Origin of the sequence: Nonomuraea lactucae, from assembly GCF_003313395.1 — a bacterium.
GTDB lineage: Bacteria > Actinomycetota > Actinomycetes > Streptosporangiales > Streptosporangiaceae > Nonomuraea > Nonomuraea lactucae.
Map to the genome: position 1 here is coordinate 1 of NZ_QNFZ01000089.1, position 20,165 is coordinate 20,165.

At 70.9% G+C, this 20,165-nt stretch carries 19 protein-coding genes; 7 read left to right on the top strand and 12 right to left on the bottom strand.

Annotated features, from left to right (window positions below; all coding sequences use genetic code 11):
* From DQW85_RS06800 to DQW85_RS06810, 3 genes are all read right to left on the bottom strand, one after another.
* On the bottom strand, window positions 1–415 hold a 415-nt coding region (locus DQW85_RS06800), incomplete at its 3' end, for an RNA polymerase sigma factor (protein WP_162794795.1).
* 177 nt (window positions 416–592) lie between these two features.
* The gene (locus DQW85_RS06805) at window positions 593–2,371 is read right to left on the bottom strand and encodes a substrate-binding domain-containing protein (protein ID WP_240196976.1); all 1,779 of its coding nucleotides are present in this window, start codon (window positions 2,369–2,371) and stop codon (window positions 593–595) included.
* Between the two features lie 134 nt (window positions 2,372–2,505).
* Window positions 2,506–3,141 carry a cation diffusion facilitator family transporter gene (locus DQW85_RS06810; RefSeq protein ID WP_113699534.1) on the bottom strand — a complete coding sequence of 212 codons (636 nt, stop codon included), beginning with the start codon at window positions 3,139–3,141 and terminating at the stop codon, window positions 2,506–2,508.
* Between the two features lie 137 nt (window positions 3,142–3,278).
* On the opposite strand from DQW85_RS06810, the gene DQW85_RS06815 reads away from it, so the two are divergent.
* The 3 genes from DQW85_RS06815 (at window position 3,279) to DQW85_RS06825 (ending at window position 7,675) form a co-directional block, all read left to right on the top strand.
* Window positions 3,279–4,067, top strand: coding sequence for a DUF4184 family protein (locus tag DQW85_RS06815; RefSeq protein ID WP_113699535.1), 789 nt, complete (start codon window positions 3,279–3,281; stop codon window positions 4,065–4,067).
* A gap of 53 nt (window positions 4,068–4,120) precedes the next feature.
* Window positions 4,121–4,945 (top strand): TrmH family RNA methyltransferase, encoded by an 825-nt coding sequence (locus DQW85_RS06820; RefSeq protein WP_113699536.1) that lies wholly within the window; start codon window positions 4,121–4,123, stop codon window positions 4,943–4,945.
* A gap of 294 nt (window positions 4,946–5,239) precedes the next feature.
* Window positions 5,240–7,675 carry an NPP1 family protein gene (locus DQW85_RS06825; RefSeq protein WP_113699537.1) on the top strand — a complete coding sequence of 812 codons (2,436 nt, stop codon included), beginning with the start codon at window positions 5,240–5,242 and terminating at the stop codon, window positions 7,673–7,675.
* Between the two features lie 142 nt (window positions 7,676–7,817).
* Here the strand turns inward: DQW85_RS06825 and DQW85_RS06830 are convergent, their stop codons facing one another.
* Window positions 7,818–8,339 (bottom strand): N-acetylmuramoyl-L-alanine amidase, encoded by a 522-nt coding sequence (locus DQW85_RS06830; RefSeq protein ID WP_113699538.1) that lies wholly within the window; start codon window positions 8,337–8,339, stop codon window positions 7,818–7,820.
* Between the two features lie 131 nt (window positions 8,340–8,470).
* Window positions 8,471–9,289 (bottom strand): helix-turn-helix domain-containing protein, encoded by an 819-nt coding sequence (locus DQW85_RS06835; RefSeq protein WP_113699539.1) that lies wholly within the window; start codon window positions 9,287–9,289, stop codon window positions 8,471–8,473.
* 173 nt (window positions 9,290–9,462) lie between these two features.
* On the opposite strand from DQW85_RS06835, the gene DQW85_RS06840 reads away from it, so the two are divergent.
* Window positions 9,463–9,795, top strand: a complete 333-nt coding sequence (locus DQW85_RS06840) for a hypothetical protein (protein WP_113699540.1) — start codon at window positions 9,463–9,465, stop codon at window positions 9,793–9,795.
* Window position 9,796: 1 nt separating this feature from the next.
* On the opposite strand, the gene DQW85_RS06845 is transcribed toward DQW85_RS06840, so the two are convergent.
* The 3 genes from DQW85_RS06845 to DQW85_RS06855 all read right to left on the bottom strand — a co-directional run bounded on the left by DQW85_RS06845 (window position 9,797) and on the right by DQW85_RS06855 (window position 13,073).
* Window positions 9,797–10,384 (bottom strand): hypothetical protein, encoded by a 588-nt coding sequence (locus DQW85_RS06845; protein ID WP_113699541.1) that lies wholly within the window; start codon window positions 10,382–10,384, stop codon window positions 9,797–9,799.
* A complete protein-coding gene (locus tag DQW85_RS06850) occupies window positions 10,381–12,033 on the bottom strand; it encodes a PHP domain-containing protein (RefSeq protein ID WP_240196977.1) in 1,653 nt (550 codons plus the stop codon). The genes DQW85_RS06845 and DQW85_RS06850 overlap by 4 nt, the downstream gene beginning before the upstream one ends.
* Window positions 12,034–12,224: 191 nt before the next feature.
* Window positions 12,225–13,073, bottom strand: coding sequence for an oxidoreductase (locus DQW85_RS06855; RefSeq protein WP_113699543.1), 849 nt, complete (start codon window positions 13,071–13,073; stop codon window positions 12,225–12,227).
* Window positions 13,074–13,183: 110 nt separating this feature from the next.
* Between DQW85_RS06855 and DQW85_RS06860 the strand changes: the two genes are divergently transcribed.
* Window positions 13,184–13,804, top strand: coding sequence for a TetR/AcrR family transcriptional regulator (locus tag DQW85_RS06860; protein WP_113699544.1), 621 nt, complete (start codon window positions 13,184–13,186; stop codon window positions 13,802–13,804).
* A gap of 212 nt (window positions 13,805–14,016) precedes the next feature.
* Here the strand turns inward: DQW85_RS06860 and DQW85_RS06865 are convergent, their stop codons facing one another.
* Together DQW85_RS06865 and DQW85_RS06870 are read right to left on the bottom strand one after the other, a co-directional pair.
* A complete protein-coding gene (locus DQW85_RS06865) occupies window positions 14,017–14,631 on the bottom strand; it encodes a hypothetical protein (RefSeq protein ID WP_113699545.1) in 615 nt (204 codons plus the stop codon).
* A 544-nt stretch (window positions 14,632–15,175) separates the two neighbouring features.
* Window positions 15,176–16,045, bottom strand: a complete 870-nt coding sequence (locus tag DQW85_RS06870) for a D-alanyl-D-alanine carboxypeptidase family protein (protein WP_240196978.1) — start codon at window positions 16,043–16,045, stop codon at window positions 15,176–15,178.
* Window positions 16,046–16,158: 113 nt separating this feature from the next.
* Here DQW85_RS06870 and DQW85_RS06875 point away from each other — a divergent pair, with 113 nt between their 5' ends.
* Window positions 16,159–16,350, top strand: coding sequence for a YegP family protein (locus DQW85_RS06875; protein WP_113699547.1), 192 nt, complete (start codon window positions 16,159–16,161; stop codon window positions 16,348–16,350).
* Window positions 16,351–16,362: 12 nt separating this feature from the next.
* On the opposite strand, the gene DQW85_RS06880 is transcribed toward DQW85_RS06875, so the two are convergent.
* The gene (locus tag DQW85_RS06880; protein ID WP_113699548.1) at window positions 16,363–16,887 is read right to left on the bottom strand and encodes a DedA family protein; all 525 of its coding nucleotides are present in this window, start codon (window positions 16,885–16,887) and stop codon (window positions 16,363–16,365) included.
* Between the two features lie 170 nt (window positions 16,888–17,057).
* On the opposite strand from DQW85_RS06880, the gene DQW85_RS06885 reads away from it, so the two are divergent.
* Window positions 17,058–17,651: a hypothetical protein gene (locus DQW85_RS06885; RefSeq protein WP_162794796.1), complete on the top strand. Its 594-nt coding sequence runs from the start codon at window positions 17,058–17,060 to the stop codon at window positions 17,649–17,651.
* Here the strand turns inward: DQW85_RS06885 and DQW85_RS06890 are convergent.
* Window positions 17,620–20,165 (bottom strand): ATP-binding protein (locus DQW85_RS06890; protein ID WP_113699550.1); only part of this gene is annotated, 2,546 nt, incomplete at its 5' end. The genes DQW85_RS06885 and DQW85_RS06890 overlap by 32 nt on opposite strands.

A 20,165-nucleotide genomic window follows, 5' to 3' on the forward strand; every position in this document is an offset into this window, starting at 1 on the left:
AGAGCCCGAGCACCTCGCGGCCGGTCGCGCCCAGCTCGCCGAGCGCCTCGCGCACCAGCGCGGCCAGCTCCTCGTCCGCGGAGTCGTCGAGGGTGGGCGCGGGTAGCGTGCCGCGCGCCGGGCCGCCACTCCGGTGGGCCAGGCGCGCGACGGCCTGGAACCTGGTCAGCGCGTACAGCCATGCCCGCACCCTGGCGGTCTCCCTGAGCCGGTCCACGCGTCCGTGCGCGGTGACGAGGGCGTCGTGCACGGCGTCGGCCGCGGTGTTCCCCTCCCTGGTCAGCGAGTACGCGTAGTCGTACAGGCGCTCGGCGTAGGCGTCGTGGAGCAGGGCGGGGGCGTCGGCGTCGCCGCGCCGCAGCGCGTCCACCAGCCGCTGATCACCGGCGCGGTCGACAGTCGGCCATCCGGGCACGAATCCTCCCCGCAACTCGTACGAAGACCCCCACGCGCCTAGGACGCCGCCCCGCTCAGCGGGGTTGACCAGAAGCCACGACTCCATGCCGAACAGGCATGACTGGAGCAAACAGTGGCGAATGTGGCGGGAGTAGCGAAGAGCGGACCACGGCCGGCCGTCAAGGACGGAAGGCGATCACCCGTCGCACTTGGGGGCGCAGAGGCGGCGCTCCATGCCCTGGAGGAAGAAGTCGCGTACCTGGAGGATGTTCTTGGCGATGTACGCGTCGCCGCCGGTGGCCTGGGCGAGGGCGTCCATCTGCTGCTTGCCCTTGGGCGCGTCCGGCCCGAACGCGATGAGGATGATGCTGACCGGCCGCTTCGGGTTGTAGGTCTTCTTGAGGAAGGACAGGATCTGCGCGTTGGTGACGCCGCCGTCGGGGTCGTCGTTGCCCGCGCCGTCCGTGAGGATCAGGATCGTGTTGATCTTGTCCTGCTGGTACGACTCGGTCATCTCGGTGTAGGCGGCCTTGAGCGTGTCGTTCAGGCCGGTGTCGCCCGTCGCCTTGGCCTGGATGGTGCCGAGCTGCTTGATCAGCATGTCCTTGCGCAGGACGCCGTTGACGGTCTCGGTCAGCGGGCCCACCGAGACGGCCTCGCGCCAGTCCTTGCCCTGGCCGTCGAGGTGCGTGGAGAACGCCCAGACGCCGATCTCCGAGTCCGCGGCGAACAGGCCGAGGCCCTCCGTTGCGATCTTGGAGATGGCCTGCATGCGCGTCATGTTCGTGCCCGGGACGGGCAGCGCCATCGTGCCCGAGACGTCGAGCAGGGTGAGCATGCGGCTGCCCAGGTTGAGCCTGGACCACGTCTGCGCCATGCGCGCCACGGTCTTGACGTCGGGCTTGGGCAGCGCCTCCGGCGGCGTCGGTGTGAAGCCCCTGTCCTTGGTCAGCGTGTCGCCCGCCTTGCCGTCGGGGGTGCGGAAGCCCTGGCCGCGCAGCACCCTGGCGGCGGACTCGGTGGCGAGCTCGCGCTTGAAGTCGGCCGCCGCCTTCTGCACGGCCAGGTCCTTGGCGACGACCACGATGGGGTAGTCGAGGTTGTACGTGCCCTCGGCGGGATAGAGCGGCACGACCTGGGAGTCGGGCTTCTTGGAGTTGTGCAGGTAGACGCTCTGCTCCGAGGCGACGCCGACCGGGACCTTGCTGCCGGACCTCACGGTGAGGCTCGCCAGCAGCGCGCCCGGGTCGGAGACGAGCTGGCCCGAGAGCTCCTTCAGCGCGCCCACCAGCGCCTTGTCCTGGCCCGCCTCCTTCGCCGAGCCGGCGGCGGCGATCAGCGCGGCCATGCCCGCGGAGTTCTTCTGCGGGTCGAGGGCGAGCACGCGGACCTTCTTGCCGGGGCCGTCGGGGTTGGCCACGTTCGCCGCCGCGATCATGCCCGCCCAGCTCGGCTGGAGGCTGCCGGCGAGCTTGGCGGCCCACGCCTTGGCCGTCACGAGCACGACGGGGGAGGAGGCCACCGAGCCGGAGGGCTCGGGCACCGCGGCCACGCCGGCGGGCTCGCTGCGCAGCCGGGCGATGACGAGGCTGGAGTCGGCCACCCACACGTCGGCGTTCGCCTTGCCGGCGACCAGCGAGTTCGCCGTCCGGGCCGCCGACTCCCTCGCCACCGTCACCTCGACGCAGCGGCTGTCGATGGAGTGCAGCGCCTTGTTGTAGGTGGTGGCGATCTTGTTCAGGGCCGGCTGGACGTCCGGGGTGGCGACGACGCGGAGCGGGAGCTTGCCCGCCGAGCAGTCGTGGTCGCGGTTGAAGATCACGAACGCCGCCACGCCGAGCAGCACGGCGAGCGCGACGGCCCCGGCGAGCGGGACCAGCACCCTGCCCCGGCCGCCGCGGGCGGCTCGTCTGCGAGGTGCGGATTCCTGGGCTCGGTAGCCGCCGTCGAACTCGTCTGTGCGGTGTCGCCCCACGATGTCCTCTTAGGTGAGTCGTGACCTTCCGGAGACCCTAGCGGGAGATGCTCCGCAATACTTCCGGAACGATACTCAATGCGCTTGCTGTGGCAAAACAGCCGTTTTGGTGTGCTAACTACGGAGCGTCAGCCTCAATGGCAGCATGCGTGACCGTGCCAGGCGCGCATTCCCTCCCGTACGGCGACCACCGCGAGGGCCACGGCCATGGCCGGATCGACCCACCACCAGCCGAGAGTGTTGAGCCACAGACCCGCAAGCACGCCGGCCGCCATCACCGCGCAAATGAGGTTCTGCGTGCCCTCCCCGGACGTGGACGGGGACGTGAGTCGCGCGCCCAGCCGCCGCTTGGCCAGCCCCAGCGCCGGCATGCCGACCAGGCTCACGGACGTGACCACGATCCCCAGCAGGCTCGGCTCGGCCCGGTGCCCGGCCCCGAGGTCGTACGCGACGTGGAGCACCAGGTAGGGGGCCAGCACCCAGAAACTCAGCGCGACCGCCCGCCGCGCCCGGTGCTCCGCGCCGGGCGACAGCGTCCGCGAGCCGGTGAACCGCCACACCACGATCAGGCTCGCCGCTGCCTCCACCAGCGCCGACAGCCCCCAGCCGATCAGCGCGACCGAGTGCGCCGCCACCCCCGCGACCAGCCCTAGCGAGCTCTCCAGCCCCAGCCACACCAGTGTGGCGAGCGAGAGCGAGCGCGCCGCCCTGGCCGCCCGCAACCAGTCGGCTGACGCGGCCGGATGCGCGTGAACCCGCTGAACAGGCACCTTGAACCTCCGAATCCTCGACGCCCGGCCGGCGACTGCGGTATGTAGCATACCTGTTACTTAGAGTGATTTTGGTGGTCAGGAGCAAAGGCCGGCCGGATAATCATCAATGATCGATCACGGGGGAGGGCAGGTCTGTGCCGTTCACGCCCAGTCACATCGCGGCGGTGCTTCCGCTGGCGTCGTCCGAGCGAGCCCGCCGCCTGGTGGATCCATGGGCGCTGACCATCGGCGCCATGGTGCCCGACCTGCCGATCTTCCTGCCGTTCCTGGCCACCCTGCTGCCCGATTACGCCGACTGGCACTCCTGGCGCGGCGTGCTCACCATCGACCTGGCGGCGGTGGTGGTGCTGCTGGGCCTGTTCCACAAGGTGTTCAGGGACCCGCTGATCTCCCTCCTCCCTCCGGCGTTCGCGGGCCGCGCCGCCGCACTGGCCCCGTCGTGGCAGTACGTCAGGCTGCTGCCGATCGTGGCCGGCGCCGTGATCGGGGCGGGGAGCCACGTGCTGTGGGACTCGTTCACCCACTCCACCGGCCCCGCGGAGTGGGGCGACTGGCTCTCCTACCAGGTGCTCGGCGTCATCAGGCTCTTCCGCCTGCTGCAGTACCTGTCGTCCGTCGTCGGCCTGGCCATCGTGGGGTGGTGGGTCTGGCGCCGGCTGTCGCGGATGGCGGCCTCGCCCGTGCCCGCCCACCTGCGGCTCTCCCCGAACGTGCGGCTGGGGGTCCTGGCCGCCGCCTCCGCCGGCACGGTCGCGGGCGCTTTCCTCTGGCCCCGCGTGGATCCGCCCGACCCCGTCCTCGGCCTGCCGAGCGTGATCACCAAGGTGGGCGCGGGCACGGTGGTCGGCCTCTGCCTGGTGCTCACCTGCTACACGCTCACCTGGCACGCCGGCCGGCTGGTGACGGCACCGGAGCACACCTGAGGCGTCGCGCGTGGGGCGGTGTCCCGCGGTGCCCGAGGTGGCAGGATCGGACCGTGCTCGAGTACGTGACCGACGCGGCCGACCCTCGCCTGGCCGACTACACCCGGCTCCGCGACGTGGAGCTGCGCAAGAGCCTGGAGGCCGAGCGCGGGCTGTTCCTGGCCGAGGGCGAGAAGGTGATCAGGCGCGCCATCGCCGCCGGCTACCCCGTCCGTTCGGTCCTGACCACCCGCCGCTGGCTGGAGCCGCTCGCCGACGCGCTCGGGGACGCCGTCGTGTACGTGGTCAGTGACGAGACCATGTCGGGCATCGCCGGTTTCCAGGTGCACCGGGGCGCGCTCGCCTCCATGGAACGCCGCCCGCTCCCGCCCATGGAGGCCGTCCTGACGGGCACACCGGACCCCCGGCGCGTCCTCGTCCTGGAGGACCTGGTCGACCACTCGAACGTCGGTGCGATCTTCCGGTGCGCCGCCGCGCTCGGAGTCGACGGGATCGTGCTGTCGCCGCGCTGCGCCGACCCGCTCTACCGGCGGGCGGTGAAGGTGTCGATGGGGGCGGTGTTCTCCATCCCGTACGCGCGGATGGACAGCTGGTACGACGGGCTCTCCCGGATGCGGGAACTGGGCTACCAGACGCTGGCCCTGACCCCGGACCAGACGGCTGCACCGATAGACACGGTCAAGATGGGCGATCGGGTGGCTCTCCTGCTCGGGGCGGAGGGCGATGGCCTGTCGTCCCGCTGGCTGAAGGAGGCCGACGAGGCGGTGTGCATCCCGATGAGCGCGACGGCGCTGGATGCCGGCGTGGACTCCCTGAACGTGGTAGCCGCCGCCGCAATTGCGTGCCACGGGCTGATGCGGAGCAGCACACGGTCGTAGAACGGGTGACTACTGGACCGGGCGCTGTCACGCAGCGGCTGGTGCCAAGCCGGATAGGTCTATCGACCGATGCCGCCATGGCGGCCGTTTGTGAGACTTGACGCCACAATGTCCGGCGGCGATGGCCGCAACTCTGGATGGCGCCCTGGAACCTCGCCGGCAGACCGATCTGGTCCCCTGTCCGTGCCGGTCCTACCTCCGTTCCTGCACGGCACCGCCAGTGAAACAGTAAGGACCAGTGTGCGCACATTGATCAAGGCGGTATTACCAGCCACCGCGGCCGTGACGACAAGGATGGCCGAAGGACTCGCCCGGTCAGGCGGTCGCGCGGTTGTCGCCGGGCTGCTGTTACTCGGTGTCGTCGTTCTCCCGGCCTCGCCCGCCGCGGCTGCCGCCGACCCGCCGCGCGCGCTGCCGCAGAACGCCACTGCGGCGGACCTGAAGTGGCAGCCGACCCTCGACTACGACACCGACAGCTGCTACAACGTCCCGGCCATCGGGCCTGACGGCCGGATCTCCGAGGGCCTGGACAACCAGAACACCACCAACACGGGCGACTGCCGCGACCAGTCAGACCTGGACAACACCAACGCCTACTCCCGCCAACGGTGCAACTCCGGCTGGTGCGTCTATCTCTACGACTACTACTTCGAAAAGGACGTCATGACCCAGAACGTGGCAGGCCCGGGGGCCGGTGGCCACGTGCACGACTGGGAACACATCGCGGTCTGGGTCCGCGACGACAAGGCCGAGTACGTCGCCACGTCGGCGCACGGCCACTATGAGATCAGAGGCGCCGACCAGGTCCGCTGGGACGGCACCCACCCTAAGATCGTGTACCACAAGGACGGCACCTTCACCCACGCCTTCCGTTTCGCCACAGAGGGCGACGAACCGCCCGAGAACCACTCCGGCCAGTGGCGGCGCTCGACACTGGTCTCCTACAACGGCTTCCCGAGCGGACTTCGCGACAAGCTGTTCGGCCACGACTTCGGTAGCGCCACGATCGGGATCAAGGACGACACGTTCGCGAGCAACCTCGAAAGCGCCAACACCGCCATCACCCTTGAGTGCATGGTCACCGGCACCGGCGCCACGATCTGCAGCGAGAAGGAAAAGACCGTGATCGAGTTCGACTTCGACTACGGCCGGGACGAGGGCTCCCCCGGTGACCCGAACCCCCCGCCCGACCCGGGCGGCGACGACCCGGAGGAACTCACCGGCGCGAAGCTGAGGGTGATGCCGTTGGGTGACTCGATCACCCACGGCATCGGCAGTTCCACCGGCGCCGGTTACCGGCTCCCGTTGCAGGCTTCGCTGACCAGGCTGGGGGCTGCCGTGGACATGGTCGGCACCCTGAACGACGGGCCGTCAGGAACGAGCGCGGACCTCGACCACGAGGGTCATTCCGGTCGGCGGATCGACGAGATCGCGCACTTCGCGGCCTGTGCCGTTCCCAGGTACCGGCCCAACCTCGTGACGCTGCACGCCGGCACCAACGACATGAACCAGGATTTCGCGCTGTCGAGCGCGCCGCAACGGCTGGGCGACCTGATCGATCAGGTCCTCAAGGACGCCCCCGAGGCGACGGTGCTCGTCGCCACCCTGGTGCCGTCGACGAAGGACGGCCTCCAACCGCGGATCGATTCCTACAACGCCAGGATTCCCGCGATCGTCAAGCAGCGCCGGGACCAGGGCAAGCACGTGCTGCTCGTCGACATGGGGGCGGTGAGCACCGCCGATCTGGCCCAGCCGGCGCATCCCGACGACAACGGCTACCTGAAGATCGCTGAAGCCTTCACCAAGGGCGTCCTGGACGCCGACCGCGAAGGCTGGCTCAAGGATCCGGGGGCCGAGGGCACCTCTGGAGGGTGCGCGACTCAGGACGCCGAGAGCGCGCTCGGGCCCGGTTGGCGCGCCCTGGGGGTGATCGCCCCCGGCATGAGCCAACCGGCGGGCCACACCGACCTGGTCGAACTCAACGGCGACAACCGCGGCGACTATGTGCGGATCGCCGCCGACGGCTCGGTGCGGGCGGCGCTGAACACCCCGGCCGAGCCCGGCCAGCCCCACTGGGTGGACCAGGGCATCATCTCACCCGGTCGCGGCCACGGCCCCGAGGCGGTCCGCTTCGCCGACGTCAACGGCGACGGCCGCGACGACTACCTGCTGGTCGGCGAGGCGGGATCGGTACGGGCCTGGCAGAACAACGGCCCCGGCGGCGCCGACGGCCCCTACCACTGGAGCGACCTGGGCGTCATCGCCCCGGGCGTCTCCGGCATCAGACGCGAAGCTCTCCGCTTCGCCGACGTCAACGGCGACGGACGCGACGACTACCTGCGCACCAGCGACACCGGAGCCATCCACGCCTACATCAACACCCAGACCAGCGCGGGAGTGATCCACTGGGTCGAACGCCTGAACTGGGCGCCCGGCGTCTGGTACGGCTCCCGCGACAAGCTCAGGCTCGCCGACGTCAACGGCGACCGCAAGGCCGACTATCTGATGGTCGACAGCACCGGCAGAACCCACGCCTACTTCAACGACGGCGGCGGAGGCGGCGGCGGCTTCACGCCGTACCTGAACTTCGTCAACGCGACCGGATACCCCGGAGACAAGTCCACCTTCCGCGACATCAGCGGCGACGGCAAGGCCGACTACGTCGTGATCTACGACGGAGGCTCCATCCGCGCCTGGCTCAACAGAGGAGGCAACACCGGCGGGTCGTGATCCGAGGCCGCACCGACCGGTGGCGGGAACGGGCATCGGGCTGTCGCCCGACGTCCGGCCCGGGTGTGAGCACATCCCCATACTCACACCCGGGCCCTGCCACGGCGACAGGTCGCGCGCCCCGCCACCGTCCGACGTCGCGTCACACGAGCCGCTCCTCGTCCGGTGGCGGGTAAGGCACGGTCGCCCTGTCGTCGACCGGCATGCCGGACTCCACCCAGGCCAGCAGCGTGGTGCCGGGACAGTCGGTGTCGCCGACGTGACTGTGGCCCCGCTGGGCGAGGACGCGGCCGGCCTTGGCGCACGCCTCGTCGTACAGAGCGCGGATCGACTCCTTCGCGGCCTCGGTCGGGCTGTTCACGCCGATGTAGGCACAACCGATGCCGGTGATGTTGTGGTCGCTGGCATGGGCCCCGCGCACGAGCCAGCCGCGGCCCTCGTACACGGTGCCGTCGTCCCGCACGAGGAAGTTGTAGCCGATGTCGTTCCAGCCCCGCTCGTCCATGTGGGTGTCCTGGATGGACCGCGGCGTCTGCGTGGTCGGCCCCTCGGTGCGGTGCACGATGAACTCGGTGCGTTGCGGCCACGCCACCTGCTCGACCTCGTCCGGGTCCCTGGGCGGGCGGGCGTTCCAGCCGGCTCGGCCTACGACAGCGATCCCCATTGTCTCCTCCTAGCCTCTCCATGCTGGTTTCCGCAGGTTAAGCCGCAGAGGGGCGGTAAGAGTGGGTGGCGCGGCGCGGGATGCCTGGTTCATTGGCCGGAGTTCATCATGGCTTTGGTCGCGAGGCCACGTCATTGCCCGGTGGAGGTCGTGGACCTGGGCAGCTCCACGATGCTCACGGTGGAGCTCAGCATCCCTTCCCCGCTGACCGCGTGGCCGTCGTCGTCCTTCCACACCTCGAAGTGGTGCCGTCCCCCCGGGACGCCGGCCCACTCGTGGTACTGCCAGGAACCGCAGGCGAACCGCGCGGTGTGACCGTCCGGGCGGACCGCGATCCGATACGAGGTGACTCCTCGCGGGCAGGTGAGTCTCGCCCAGATCCGGATGTCGCCAGGAGCCGTCTGGGTCCATTGGCGTGAGAGCAGCCGGAGGGTCATGCGTTCGATGGTCCAGCGGAAGCCGTGTCCCGTCGTCGCGGGGCCCGGACTGGTCGTGGACAGGGCGGTCGGGCCAGTTTCGGGAGGTGGGCCCGTCTCGCCCCGGATTCCGGGCAACCACAGGGCCGCGCTCGCCGCCACGCCGCCCGCGATCGCAGTCGCCGTCAGGATGGCCGTCAGGATGTACGGCTTCCGGCGTGGCCGCACCGGCCCCGTGTCGTCAGGCGGCGTGCCGGCGGACGTGGTCTCGACCGATCGCCTGATCTCCCGCCAACGTTCCTCCCACGGACCTGGATCGCCGTCGCACGCCGTCACGTACGCCGTGACGAACTCCAGCGGCGGCAGGTCCGCCGGGCTCAGTCGCCGGGACACCGTGCTCGGGTGGTAGCCCATGCGGCGGCCCACCTCCTCCAGCGACAGGGTTCCCCGCAATTTCCGCAGATCGTCGGCCAGCTCCGCGACAGGCCCCGAGCTGCGGTCGATCGGGCGGTCCTTGCGTCCTCCCCGAGCCACGCGTCCCTCCATCGGTGCCGGAGTTGTTGCGGATGTTGCTGCCTTTGGTGCGCAGGTCGAAAGGGGTGCAAACGCCAGTCACATGTCAGAGCGTCGGTGTGAGCGTCGGTGGCGCGCCAGTCACTGGCCGACCCGACCGTCATCTTCCCATCTGCGTCAAGGAAGGAGAACACATGACGAAGACGTCCTCTCGCCTGCGTTCGTGCGTCGCCGCGGCGGTGACCGCCGCCACTCTGGCAGGCGGGCTCGCCATCGCCCAGACCGGTGGCGCCGCCGCGGCCACCGCCACCGCCGGTCCTCGCTGCGCGCGTGTCGCCCATTGGGTGCACTGGTTCAGCCAGAGCGTGCGGATCACCAACAACTGCCGGTACACCGTCACCGCCGTGGTCCGCCACGCCAAGGGACCGGACAGCCCGTGCTACATCATCAGGCCGGGCAAGTCGCGCAAGTACACCTGGCCGCGCTTCAGGCAGTCGTTCCAGGGAATCCGCTGGGATTGCGCCTGACTCACCCTGCTCCGAGGCCCCTGCTCCGACGCGCGACCGGCTTCGCCGGGGGCCAGCCGGTCGCGTGGCCGGTGTCGGCGCAGCAGGGAGTCGGGTCCGGCACCTCGAAGGGCGCCACGCGGCCGCCCGCCACCGGCACCGTGACCAGTGTCAGCAGTCCGTCCTGCCACAGCGGGCGGACGAAGTCACGGGTCTCGAGCTCCGTGCCGGGCTCGGGCGGCGGGCCGCCGAGTCCCGTCACCCGGTCGACGGCGCTCAAGGCGGTCACCTCGGCGACGGTGAGGGTGCCGGTCAGCCGCTCCACCCCCGGATAGAACACCGCCCGGCCGGACCGGCGGGTCGCGTGCTCGGCCGCCGCGTGTCCGGCCGCGTCCCGCAGGTCCGGCGGCACGGACGTGAGATGGGCCGGCGGCTCGGCGTTGGCGGCCAGGCTGATGGCGACGTGCGGGTACGGCACCCGCACCAGGTGCGTGCAGGCCACCAGGCCCGGGAGTTCGAGCGGGCGCACGACCTCGCGCAGCCAGTGCTCGGCGTCCCGGACCGTACGGTGCCCGAAGCTGAGCCCGATCAGGCCTTCGCGACCGGTCAACTCGGCAGGACCCAGATCGGGTTGGCGTAGAACCACAGGTCCTGCCAGGGGTCGGCGTTGCCGACGACGTCCAGGGCCGGTCCTGCGGGGTCCACCTCGGCGCCCATCAGGCCCGGGGCGCCGCGCCGGCCGTCCGTGCCCCGGATCCGGAAGTAGAACGGCTCGCTGACCTGCCCGAAGGAGTAGGTGAACGAGACCCGGCCGCTGGCCCGGCCGACCTCGAAGGACTTCACCACGCGGGTGGCCGGGGCGGTGAACGTGTCCGGGTCGGCGGCCGGCCCGGTCACGGCGCCGGCGATCACGTCGACCCTGGCCAGCACCGGCACGAACTGTGACCAGTTCGGCGTGCGGGCCAGGTCGATGTCGATGGTCGCCTCCACGTTCGTGCCGCGCTTGACCCGCATGACGCCGCCCAGCGGCGTGCCGGAGCTCGCGCGCCGGTCGCCGGCCTCCCGCGCGCGGACGTCGAGCCCGCTGATCAGGCCGCCGTGGTCGACCCAGACGCGACCGGCGCGCAGCCCGTCCATGACCGCGCGGTAGCTGAACGATCTCGCCCCGACGTGGGTGCGGCTGTACTGGCCGGGCCAGTAGTCGCCGGCCTCGGTGAGCGGCGGCCCGTAGACCGGGTCCTCGTACCTGCCGTTGGCGTTGAAGTCGCCGCCGGGCCCGCGCTGGGAGGTGTCCAGGTAGTTGGCGTGGGAGTCGGAGTTGGCAGTGATCCACCACGCCTTGCCCTCCGCCAGGAGGCTGTCCCAGAGCCCTCCGACAGTGGCGGTCATCCAGTCGAAGCCGCCCCAGGTCCGGTAGCTCTCCAACGGGTAGCCGGGAAAGGAGTTGGCGGACGGGTTGTTGTCGTAGAAGCCGCGAGCCCGGCCGGCCGTCGCCCGCGGCAGGCCCGCTGCCTGGTGGCCGGGGGCGCCCTCCATGCCGATCGCCACGGTGGGATCGGCCTCACGCCAGCCGCGCAGCTCGTGGGGCGAGTCGATGCCGCGCCTGGCCGGGTGGTTGGCCAGGAAGAGCGCGCCCTCGACCCGGCGCCTGCGTACCTGCTCGCCGAGGAATCTGATCCCGGCGACGGCGAGCGCCTCGTTGGCGGGGGTCGAGTCGCCGGCGCCCTTGACGCTGCCGTCGAAGGCGTTCTCGAACTCCTTGAGCACCGCCACCTCGTTGCGCCCCGGGTGGACGAAGACGGTGGCGTGCTCGGCGGCCGGGATGTTCCACTCCAGCCCCTGGTAGACGAGCAGGTTCTTGAGCTGTTCGCGGGTCTGGACGATGTCCGGGTTGACCTTCTCGACGCCGATCTTGGCGTGCGCGGCGCTGCCGTGGTCGGTGACGACCATCCAGTCCAGACCGTGGGCGTAGGCGTGCCGGGCCTGGTCGAACACCCGGTACTGGCCGTCCGAGCTGTACTGGGTGTGGATGTGGTGGTCGCCGGCGAGCCACCGGAAGCCGCCGCGGGCGTAGCGGTCCTGTTCTCCCACGGGGTCGTGCGCGTGCGCCGCCTGCGTGGTCGCCAGCGCGGTCGCCGCGACACCGGCGCCGAGCAGGCCGGTGCGCCGCAGGAAGCGGCGGCGTGAGACGTCCTCGGGCGACAGCTCGTCCTCCGGCACGGACTGGTCCAGAGCCGGGGGCAGGTCCTCACCTGTCAAGTGATCGTGGTCATGATGGTGGTGCGGGTGGCCGTGGCCCATGTGCTGCTCCCTGGAGGGGTGGAAACGCAGGGGACAATCTGGCCAGGCATCGCGAACGGCGAATGATCAAACTGTGACATCCGCGCGAACATGCGGATGCGGGCTGGGCGCGCACCCGCGGAGTTGAGGAGTCGCCAGGAGGGCTGACCTCAGCGGATCTGGTGGCCGTCGGGGAAGTCAGTGGACCGCGAAAGCTCCTCCCAGGCGTGGATGTCGGCGTCGACCGCCGCCCGCCCGGCGGCGACCAGGCGCAGCGCGTCCGAGCCGAGGACCAGGTGGGCAGGCGGATCCGGGGCGTCCAGAACGCGCAGGATCGCGCCCGCGGCCTTGGCCGGGTCGCCCAGCTGACGGCCGCTGGCGGCCTGCCGCGCCTCACGCAGCGGGTCGAACAGTTCGTCGTAGTCGGCGATGGACCGCTCGGCGCGCACCATCGACCGCCCCGCCCAATCGGTACGGAACGATCCGGGTTCGACCGCGGTGACCCGGATGCCGAGCCCGGCGACCTCCTTTCCCACCGCTTCGACGATCGCCTCGAGCGCGTACTTGCTGCCGCAGTAGGCGGACAGGCCGGGCACGGTCATCAGGCCGCCCATCGAGGTGACGGCGAAGATGTGCCCGGCGCGGCGGGCCCGCATGTACGGCAGGACGGCCTTCATGGTCGCGACCACGCCGAACACGTTGACCTCGAACTGGTCGCGCAGATCCGCCAGCGACGTCTCCTCGAAGACCCCTTCGAGGCCGTAGCCGGCGTTGGCGATCAGGACCTCGATCGGCCCGACAGTGGCTTCCACCTCCTCGGCCAGCGCGAACACCGCTTCGTCGTCGGTGACGTCGAGCAGCCGCGCGTGGGCGCGTCCTGGTGCCAGGCGGGCGAAGGCGTCGGCGTCGTTCCGGCCGCGTACGGTGCCGACGACGGTGTGGCCGGCGTCCAGTGCTCCCTGGGCGAACGCGCGCCCCAGGCCGCGGCTGGCCCCGGTGATCAGGAAGGTCTTGCTCATGAGATGGAGGCTCCTTCAGGCACGGCTTCCGGACTGGCACAGATTCTACACGGCGCAGATTTTTTTCGACATCGCGTTGATTCCTCTGCGGTCGCAGTATCCTCGGCCTCATGGCGATGGAGAGGGCGACGCGCAGGCAGCGGGCCACCCCGCGCAAGGGCGATCTGCGCGAGCAGGCGATCCTGCGGGCGGCCGAGGAGCTTCTGGAGCGTGAGGGCGTCGAGCCGATGACCGTCGAGGCCATCGCCACAGGCGCGGGGATCTCGCGCGGGTCGCTGTACTTCTACTTCGGGTCCAAACAGGAGGTGCTCACTGCCCTGGTCGCCCGTACGCTCGCCGCGCTGACCGAGGACGCCACCGCCTTCACCGATGACGAGGCCACTCCGCCGCACGAGGCCATCGAGCACGCGATCAGCCGCACCGAACACATGTGGCGCGGGCACGGCCGGGTCATGCGCACGGCCGTCGACCACGCCGCCGTGATCCCCGAGATCGGCCACCTGTGGACCGCCACGGTGGCGACGTTCACGAAGGTGATGACCGGCGTTCTCGTCCGCGCTGGCATACCCGACGGCGACGGTCCGGCCGACGCCGCGGCGCTGGCGCACACCCTGTGCTGGATGACCGAACGCGCCTTCTACCAGGCAGCCGCCCAGCCCGTTCCCGACCTGCCCCGTGCCGCAGCCACGTGCACCGAGATCTGGTTCCGGGTGATAAACCACCGCGCGTAGCCGGGGGGCGCCCATTCGGGATGCCGAACGCCCATGGCGCCAAAGGAACGCATGAGGGAAGGGGAAATCGCTCAGGGGTGTACGCGGCTCTTTTCCGCTCGCCGGATCGACGGCACGGCGCACAAAAGGCAGGCCCCTGGAGAATGACGCGCGACCGGTGTCGCCATCATTACCAGGGGCCCACGCCTACCCACCGTCAGGGTCGAACGTCCTTACTTGTCGGACAGCTTGCGTCCCATGAACTTCGGATGCTCGGTCTCCCAGTAACGCCAGCCCTCGACCCGCGAGGGGACGTTGGCGATTCCGGTCGAGACCCGCCACTGGTTGCAGTTGCTGAGCTGGGCGAACTGGGACCAGCCGACGCGGTAGCCGAAGACGCGGTACCACATGTTGCCGTACATGCCCTTGCTGATCGTCTGCGTGTAGTCGTGTCCGGTGAAGACCATGTGCCGCAGTTCGAGGTGGGGCGTGACCGACTTCGACAGCGAGCGGACCACGTCGCCGACGGTGACCGAGCGGGACGCCGTCTTGTCCAGCTCCAGGAACGCGAGGACCTCGTGCTCCCGGGTGACCGAGACGGTCATCTCGCCGCCGGGACCGTCGATGAAGCGGGTGCGCGGAACGAAGAAGTTCCTCGGCGCGATGTTGTGGAACCTGAAGAAGTGCCTCGCCTCGCAGCGCCTGCCGCCGTCGACGTCGCCTACCGTCGTGGTCGTGGTGGTGGACGTGGTGGTGTTCTTGGGTTCGTCCTTGTCCCCGTCGGCGACCGCTGTCGGAGAGGTGCTCGCGGCGAGGGCCATGGAGAGGGAGCCGGCCATGGCGAACATCGCCAGTCTCTTAGTCGACCGGTGCCTCTGCGGCCGGCTGCCCTTGGTTGTGGCGTTCGTTCTGGGACTTTGCGTGAACATAGAGGTACCGTTTCTTTCGGAGCGCGGACGTGGCCGCGGCTAACCCTTTGGCCGGAAGACGGCCCATTCGTTGCCCGCTGGCGACCCAGCGTGACGGTAAAGATGCTTACAGCCCCCGTGACATTCTCGGCGACGCCACGCCGAAATGGACTTCCCCGTACAGGGAAAACATAGGTGAAAAAGCGTCAACGAATACGGCGTCGAGCGACATGCATTCAGTGGTTCGGATTGCGGCCGGGCGTGGCGGACTGCGTCACTTGTGACGGGCTTGCCGGTATATGTCCGATGCGCTTATCGGACCGGAAAATCAGCCTCAATGGGCACGAATGGCGGCATGCCTTCATGGCGCCTCGGGGTGGGGCGTATGCAAAAAACCGCACTTACCCGTATGAAGGCGCGCGAAATATGCGGCGGGCCCGCCTGTCGGTCCGCCCGCCTGTCGGTCTGTCGGGCGGAGGGCCGTTCAGCCGCGGGTGATCTGGGTGTCCGCGTAGTCGAGGAGCTCCTCTGCCGTGCTGAAGCGGCGCTCGTCCTGGTCGCCCAGGAGGACGCCGATCACGCGCCTGCCCCCGCGTTCGCCCGCGAACATGAGGCAGTAGCCCGCCGCGCTCGTGTAGCCCGTCTTGACGCCCAGCACGTCGTCCGCGCGCTGCAGCAGCTTGTTCGTGTTGCGCCAGGTGTGCGCCCGCTGCAGCGGCGTCTTGGCCACCCGGTGCACCTGGCGCGACACGATCGTCCTGAACGTCGGGTCGTCGAGGGCCGCCTTGGCCAGCCTGGCCTGGTCGACGGCCGTCGAGTGCCCGCCGCCCGAGGGGGTGGGCAGGCCGTCCGCGTTGGCGTAGCGGGTGTCGCGGAGGCCGAGGCGCCGCGCCGTGGCGTTCATCTTGGCCACGAACGCCGTCTTCCCCGGCCCGTACGTGCGCGCCAGCGCGTTGGCCGCGTCCGCGCCCGAGGGGAGCATGAGGCCGTACAGCAGGTCCCTGACCGTCACCCGCTCGCCCTTGGCCAGGGCCGCCGTGGTGGCGCCGTTGTCGGCCGCGTAGCGCACGTCGGCTCCGGTGATCTCGACCTTGTCGCCCAGGGTGGCCTCGCGCAGGACCACGTACGCCGTCATGACCTTGACGAGGCTGGCGACCGGGACCCTGCGGGCCTGATGCTTCGCGAAATGGATCGTTCCCGCCGAGTCGATCACGTACGCCGCCTTCGCGCCGACCGAAGGCACGTCCCGTGTCCCGATCGCGGATGCGTCCGCCGCCCCCGCCGTGGCCGCGGGCGAGACGAGACCCGCGGCGAGAGCGAGAGCGGTGAAGCCGATGAACCCCCGAATGCGCATGACAGCCATGGTCCCAGGTGATCACAGCTCGGTTTGCCGAACTTGACCGCGGAGCAAAGAAAACCCGGTCTAGCCGGGGTAAACCGCTGTTACGCCAGGAAACGGGGGAGGCCATGGCGGCCAGGTACGTCATCAGCAAGGACGAGCGGGGCGAGTTTCGCTTCGCGCTCGTCGCGGGCAACGGGCAGACCGTCGCCGTCAGCGAGCCCTACAGGACGAAGGCGGCGTGCGTGAACGGCATCGAGTCGGTCCGCAGGATCGCCCCGGAGGCGACGATCGAGGACCGCACCCAGCCGCCGCCCTGACGCCCGCGTGCCTCAGGCGACCAGGGCCTTGTCCTTCTCCGCGCGTCTCTTCCTGCGCCACGCGAAGAACGCGACGCCTCCGCCGACCGCCGCCACGAGCGCGCCCCCCGCGATGACCGGCGACTGCGCGGCCAGTTGCAGCCATCCCCACACCAGGGCGGTCAGCCCGAACCACCACAGCGGCGCCCAGGTCAGGCACCCCAGCGCGCTGGCCACCACGTACCAGGGATAGGAGACCCGCAGCGCGCCCGCCACCCATGGCAGCGTGTGCCGCAGCATCGGCACCCAGAAGCACCCGTAGACCGCCAGCGCGCCCCACCGCTCGACGATCCGCTCGACCTTCCCTATCCGGTCACGGCCCAGCTTGACGCCGACGCGCGAGTCGTAGAGCCGCTCGCCGAGCCTGCGGCCGATCCAGTAGTACGCCTGGAACGCGCCGAACAGCGCGACGATCAGGACGGCACCCACCAGCCAGTACGGCAGGCCGAGCCAGAACGGCTCGGTGGGGGCGGGGACGGCGAGTGCCAGGCGCCTCATCGCGGAACATCACCACCCCTGGATCTACAAAGGTCAGCCTAACCTTAGTTCAAGGTGTTCCCTGTCGCTACACCGGCCTGCAAGGCCCGTGCAAATGGTGCAAGTCACGGACAAGCACGCCACAACCATTCTCCTCTACACCTGAAGGTGAGCGAAGAGGAGCGACGATCATGAGGACGAGAAGCACAGCGGTGCTGGCCACCGGCTCGGCGAACACGGCCAAGCTCTTCGTGGCAGCGCTCGCCTTCACTGGAGCCTACGTCGGATTCTCGGCCTACGACACCGCCAGCTCCGCTCCCCGGCCCACGCAGACCATCTCCCTGTCGGCCCGCGAGGTGCCCGTCAAGACCTCCGCCACGCCCGCCACCACGCCCTCCGCCACGCCCTCCGCCTCCCCGACGACGGCCTCCGCGTCAGTGGGTTCGGGCTCCGCGCCGACCCCCACCCTCGCCGCGTCGCCGGGTACGCTGCTGCTCGGTTCGCCGGTCGCCGAGGCGGGATGCGCCAGGACGTACGAGGTCCGCGGCATGGTGGTCAACCCCGCCCCCGGCGCGACCGCCCTCTACAACTGGCGGCTGACCCGCTGGAGCCCGCAGAGCAACACCTGGCAGGACTACCTGGTGGAGCTCGGGGGCTTCGCCGGCGCCAGGGAGAGCGTCGAGTGGCACCCCAGGATCACCGGCAACCCCGGCTGGTATCGCGTCGAGCTGGCCGTGAAGGGCGCCGGGACCGTCAAGAGCCAGCGGTTCCAGGTGAGCTGCTGACCGACCGGCGCGCCGCCTCCACCCAGCGCGGGACGCCGACCCGCTCGGCCACCTCCAGAGCCTTGGCGTAGTGGTCGCGGGCGGCCTCCGGCTGGTCGAGCCGTACGGCCAGGTCTCCCAGGGTCAGCGCCACCGGCCAGAGCGCCACGACCCCGGTGCCCGCGCCGGCGACGCGGTCGGCGAACGGCTTGAGCTTGTCGTAGCAGTCGACCATCCGCTCGCGGTCGTCGAGCAGCATCCCGGCCAGCGCGCGCCACGTCATCGCCAGCTCGTAGAGGAAGTCGGGCCGCACCGGCGGCCGCACCGCGGCCACGGCCTTGGCGTCGGAGAGGTGGCCCGCGGAGGCGAGGGCCAGCGCGTAGGCGTCGAGCGTCCACTTGGCGCCGCGCTGGCGGGCCTCGGCCAGCAGCTCGACCGTCTCGGCCGCCCGGCCGTCGACCAGGTGCAGGCAGAACATGGTGATCAGCGGCAGGTCCTGGCGGCCCTCCAGCATGCCCGCCCGCTTCGTCATCCGCGCGGCGTCGCGATAGGCCCGCTCGGCGCCCGCGTAGTCGCCGGCGATCATCAGCCGCTGCCCGGTGTACCAGGCGCAGACCGCCGCGGGCGCCGACAGGTCGTACTGCCGGGCCAGCCGGTCGGCCGCGGCGGCGTGCTCGTCGGCCACGGCGAACTCGCCCCGGGCCGCCGCGCACTCCAGCAGCACCAGGTGGGCCAGCGCCTGCGTCGCCATCTGCCCGGAGCGCTGGGCCACCTCCAGGAGCTCGCGGCCGATGTTCTCGCGGGTGTCGACGGCCGGGATGTCGTAGGACTGACGCAGCCGCCCGCTCAGCGCGGCGGCGAGCAGCACCGGATCGCCGCTCTGCCTGGCCAGCTCCAGCGCCTCCAGCGAGGCCTGGCGTCCCCGCTCCGGCGAGGACGAGCCCTCCAGCTCCAGCGCCAGCGTGGTGAGCAGGCTCGCGCGCAGCGTCTGCTCCCCCTCGGGGAGCTCCATCAGCGCCTTCTCCGTGACGTCGACGATCTCCCAGGCGGTGCGGGTGAAGTCGCGGGCCATGCCCTTGTGCGGCACGGCGAGCGACGCCGCCACCCGCGCGGTGATCTCCAGGTCGCCGAGCGGCAACGCGGCATCCATCGCCTCGCGCCGCAGTAGCCGCGCCGCGGCCATGTCACCGCACAGCGCCAGTGCCCGGATGCGGCGGAGCATGAGCTGCAGGCGCTCCTTGGTGTCGCCACCGGTCCGGTCGAACGCGGCGATGGCCTGCTCCCAGAGCGTCGCGGCCTCGCGGTGCGCGAAGCGGCGCTCGGCCTGCTCGGCTGCTAAACCGGCGTAGTGGACGGCCTTCTCGGCGGTGTCGGCCAGGAAGTAGTGGTGGGCGAGCGCGGCGACGTCGGACGGCGCGCGCCGCTCGATGACCGCCGCCACCGCCGCGTGCAGCCGGGTGCGCCGCAGCCGCGAGGCGTCGGAGTAGACCGTGTCGCGTACGAGGTCGTGGTCGAACCTGAGCATGCCGGGGCCGGGCTCGGTCACCAGCCCGGCCAGCAGCGCCGCCTCGACCGCCTCGACGACGGCCTCCTCGTCTCCGGCGACGTCGACCAGCACGTCCACGTCCACGTCGCGGCCGATCACCGCGGCCTGCAGCAGGATCTGCTGCGCCCCGGCGGGCAGCCGGGAGATGCGCCGCCGCAGCACGTCGCGGACCCCCGAGGGCACCCGCGACAGCACCTCGGTGGCGCTGGCCCGGTCGGCGGCGGCCTCGGAGTCGAGCAGCCGCACCGTCTCGCGGACGAAGAACGGGTTGCCGGCGGTGCGCTCGACGATCGACTCGACCGCGTCCTCGTCGATCTCGCGCACGCACGTCGCCCTGACCAGCTCGGCCACGGCCTTCGGGTCGAGCCCGGACAGCCCGACCCGGAGCGGGCCGAGCCTGGCCAGCGCGGCCAGCACGTCGGACTGCCGGTCGTCGAGCTCGCTCTCCCTGCAGGTGACCACCAGCATCACCCGGCTGGTGGCCAGCAGGCTCGGCAGCGCGCGCAGCAGGGCGAGCGTCTGGTCGTCGGCCCAGTGGAGGTCTTCGAGCGTCAGCAGCACGGGCGAGCGGCGCGCGACCCCGGCGAGATAGCCGCCGACCGCGCGGTGCAGGCGGAAACCGCCGGACACCTCGTCGTCGTCGGGATCGGGCGCGGCGTCGTCGAGCAGCGGGGCCAGCAACTGGGCGTACTCGCCCGCGCCCGTCACGCCGACGAGCGAGCGCAGGATCTCGACCCACGCCCAGCCGGGCGGCGTCGCGCTGGAGTCGGGGCAGGCCCCCGACGCGGTGATCCAGCCGTCGCCGGTGAGGCGGCCCTCGAGCTGGCGCAGCAGCGTGGTCTTGCCCGCGCCCGCGACGCCGGTGACGATCGCGACCTGGAACCTGCCCGTGCGCGCGGCGGCCGTGGTCAGCCGGGCCAGCTCGGCGTCGCGGCCGACGAACGGCTCGGGCTCCAGCGGCGGCGGCTCGACGGCGGCGGTGGGCCGGG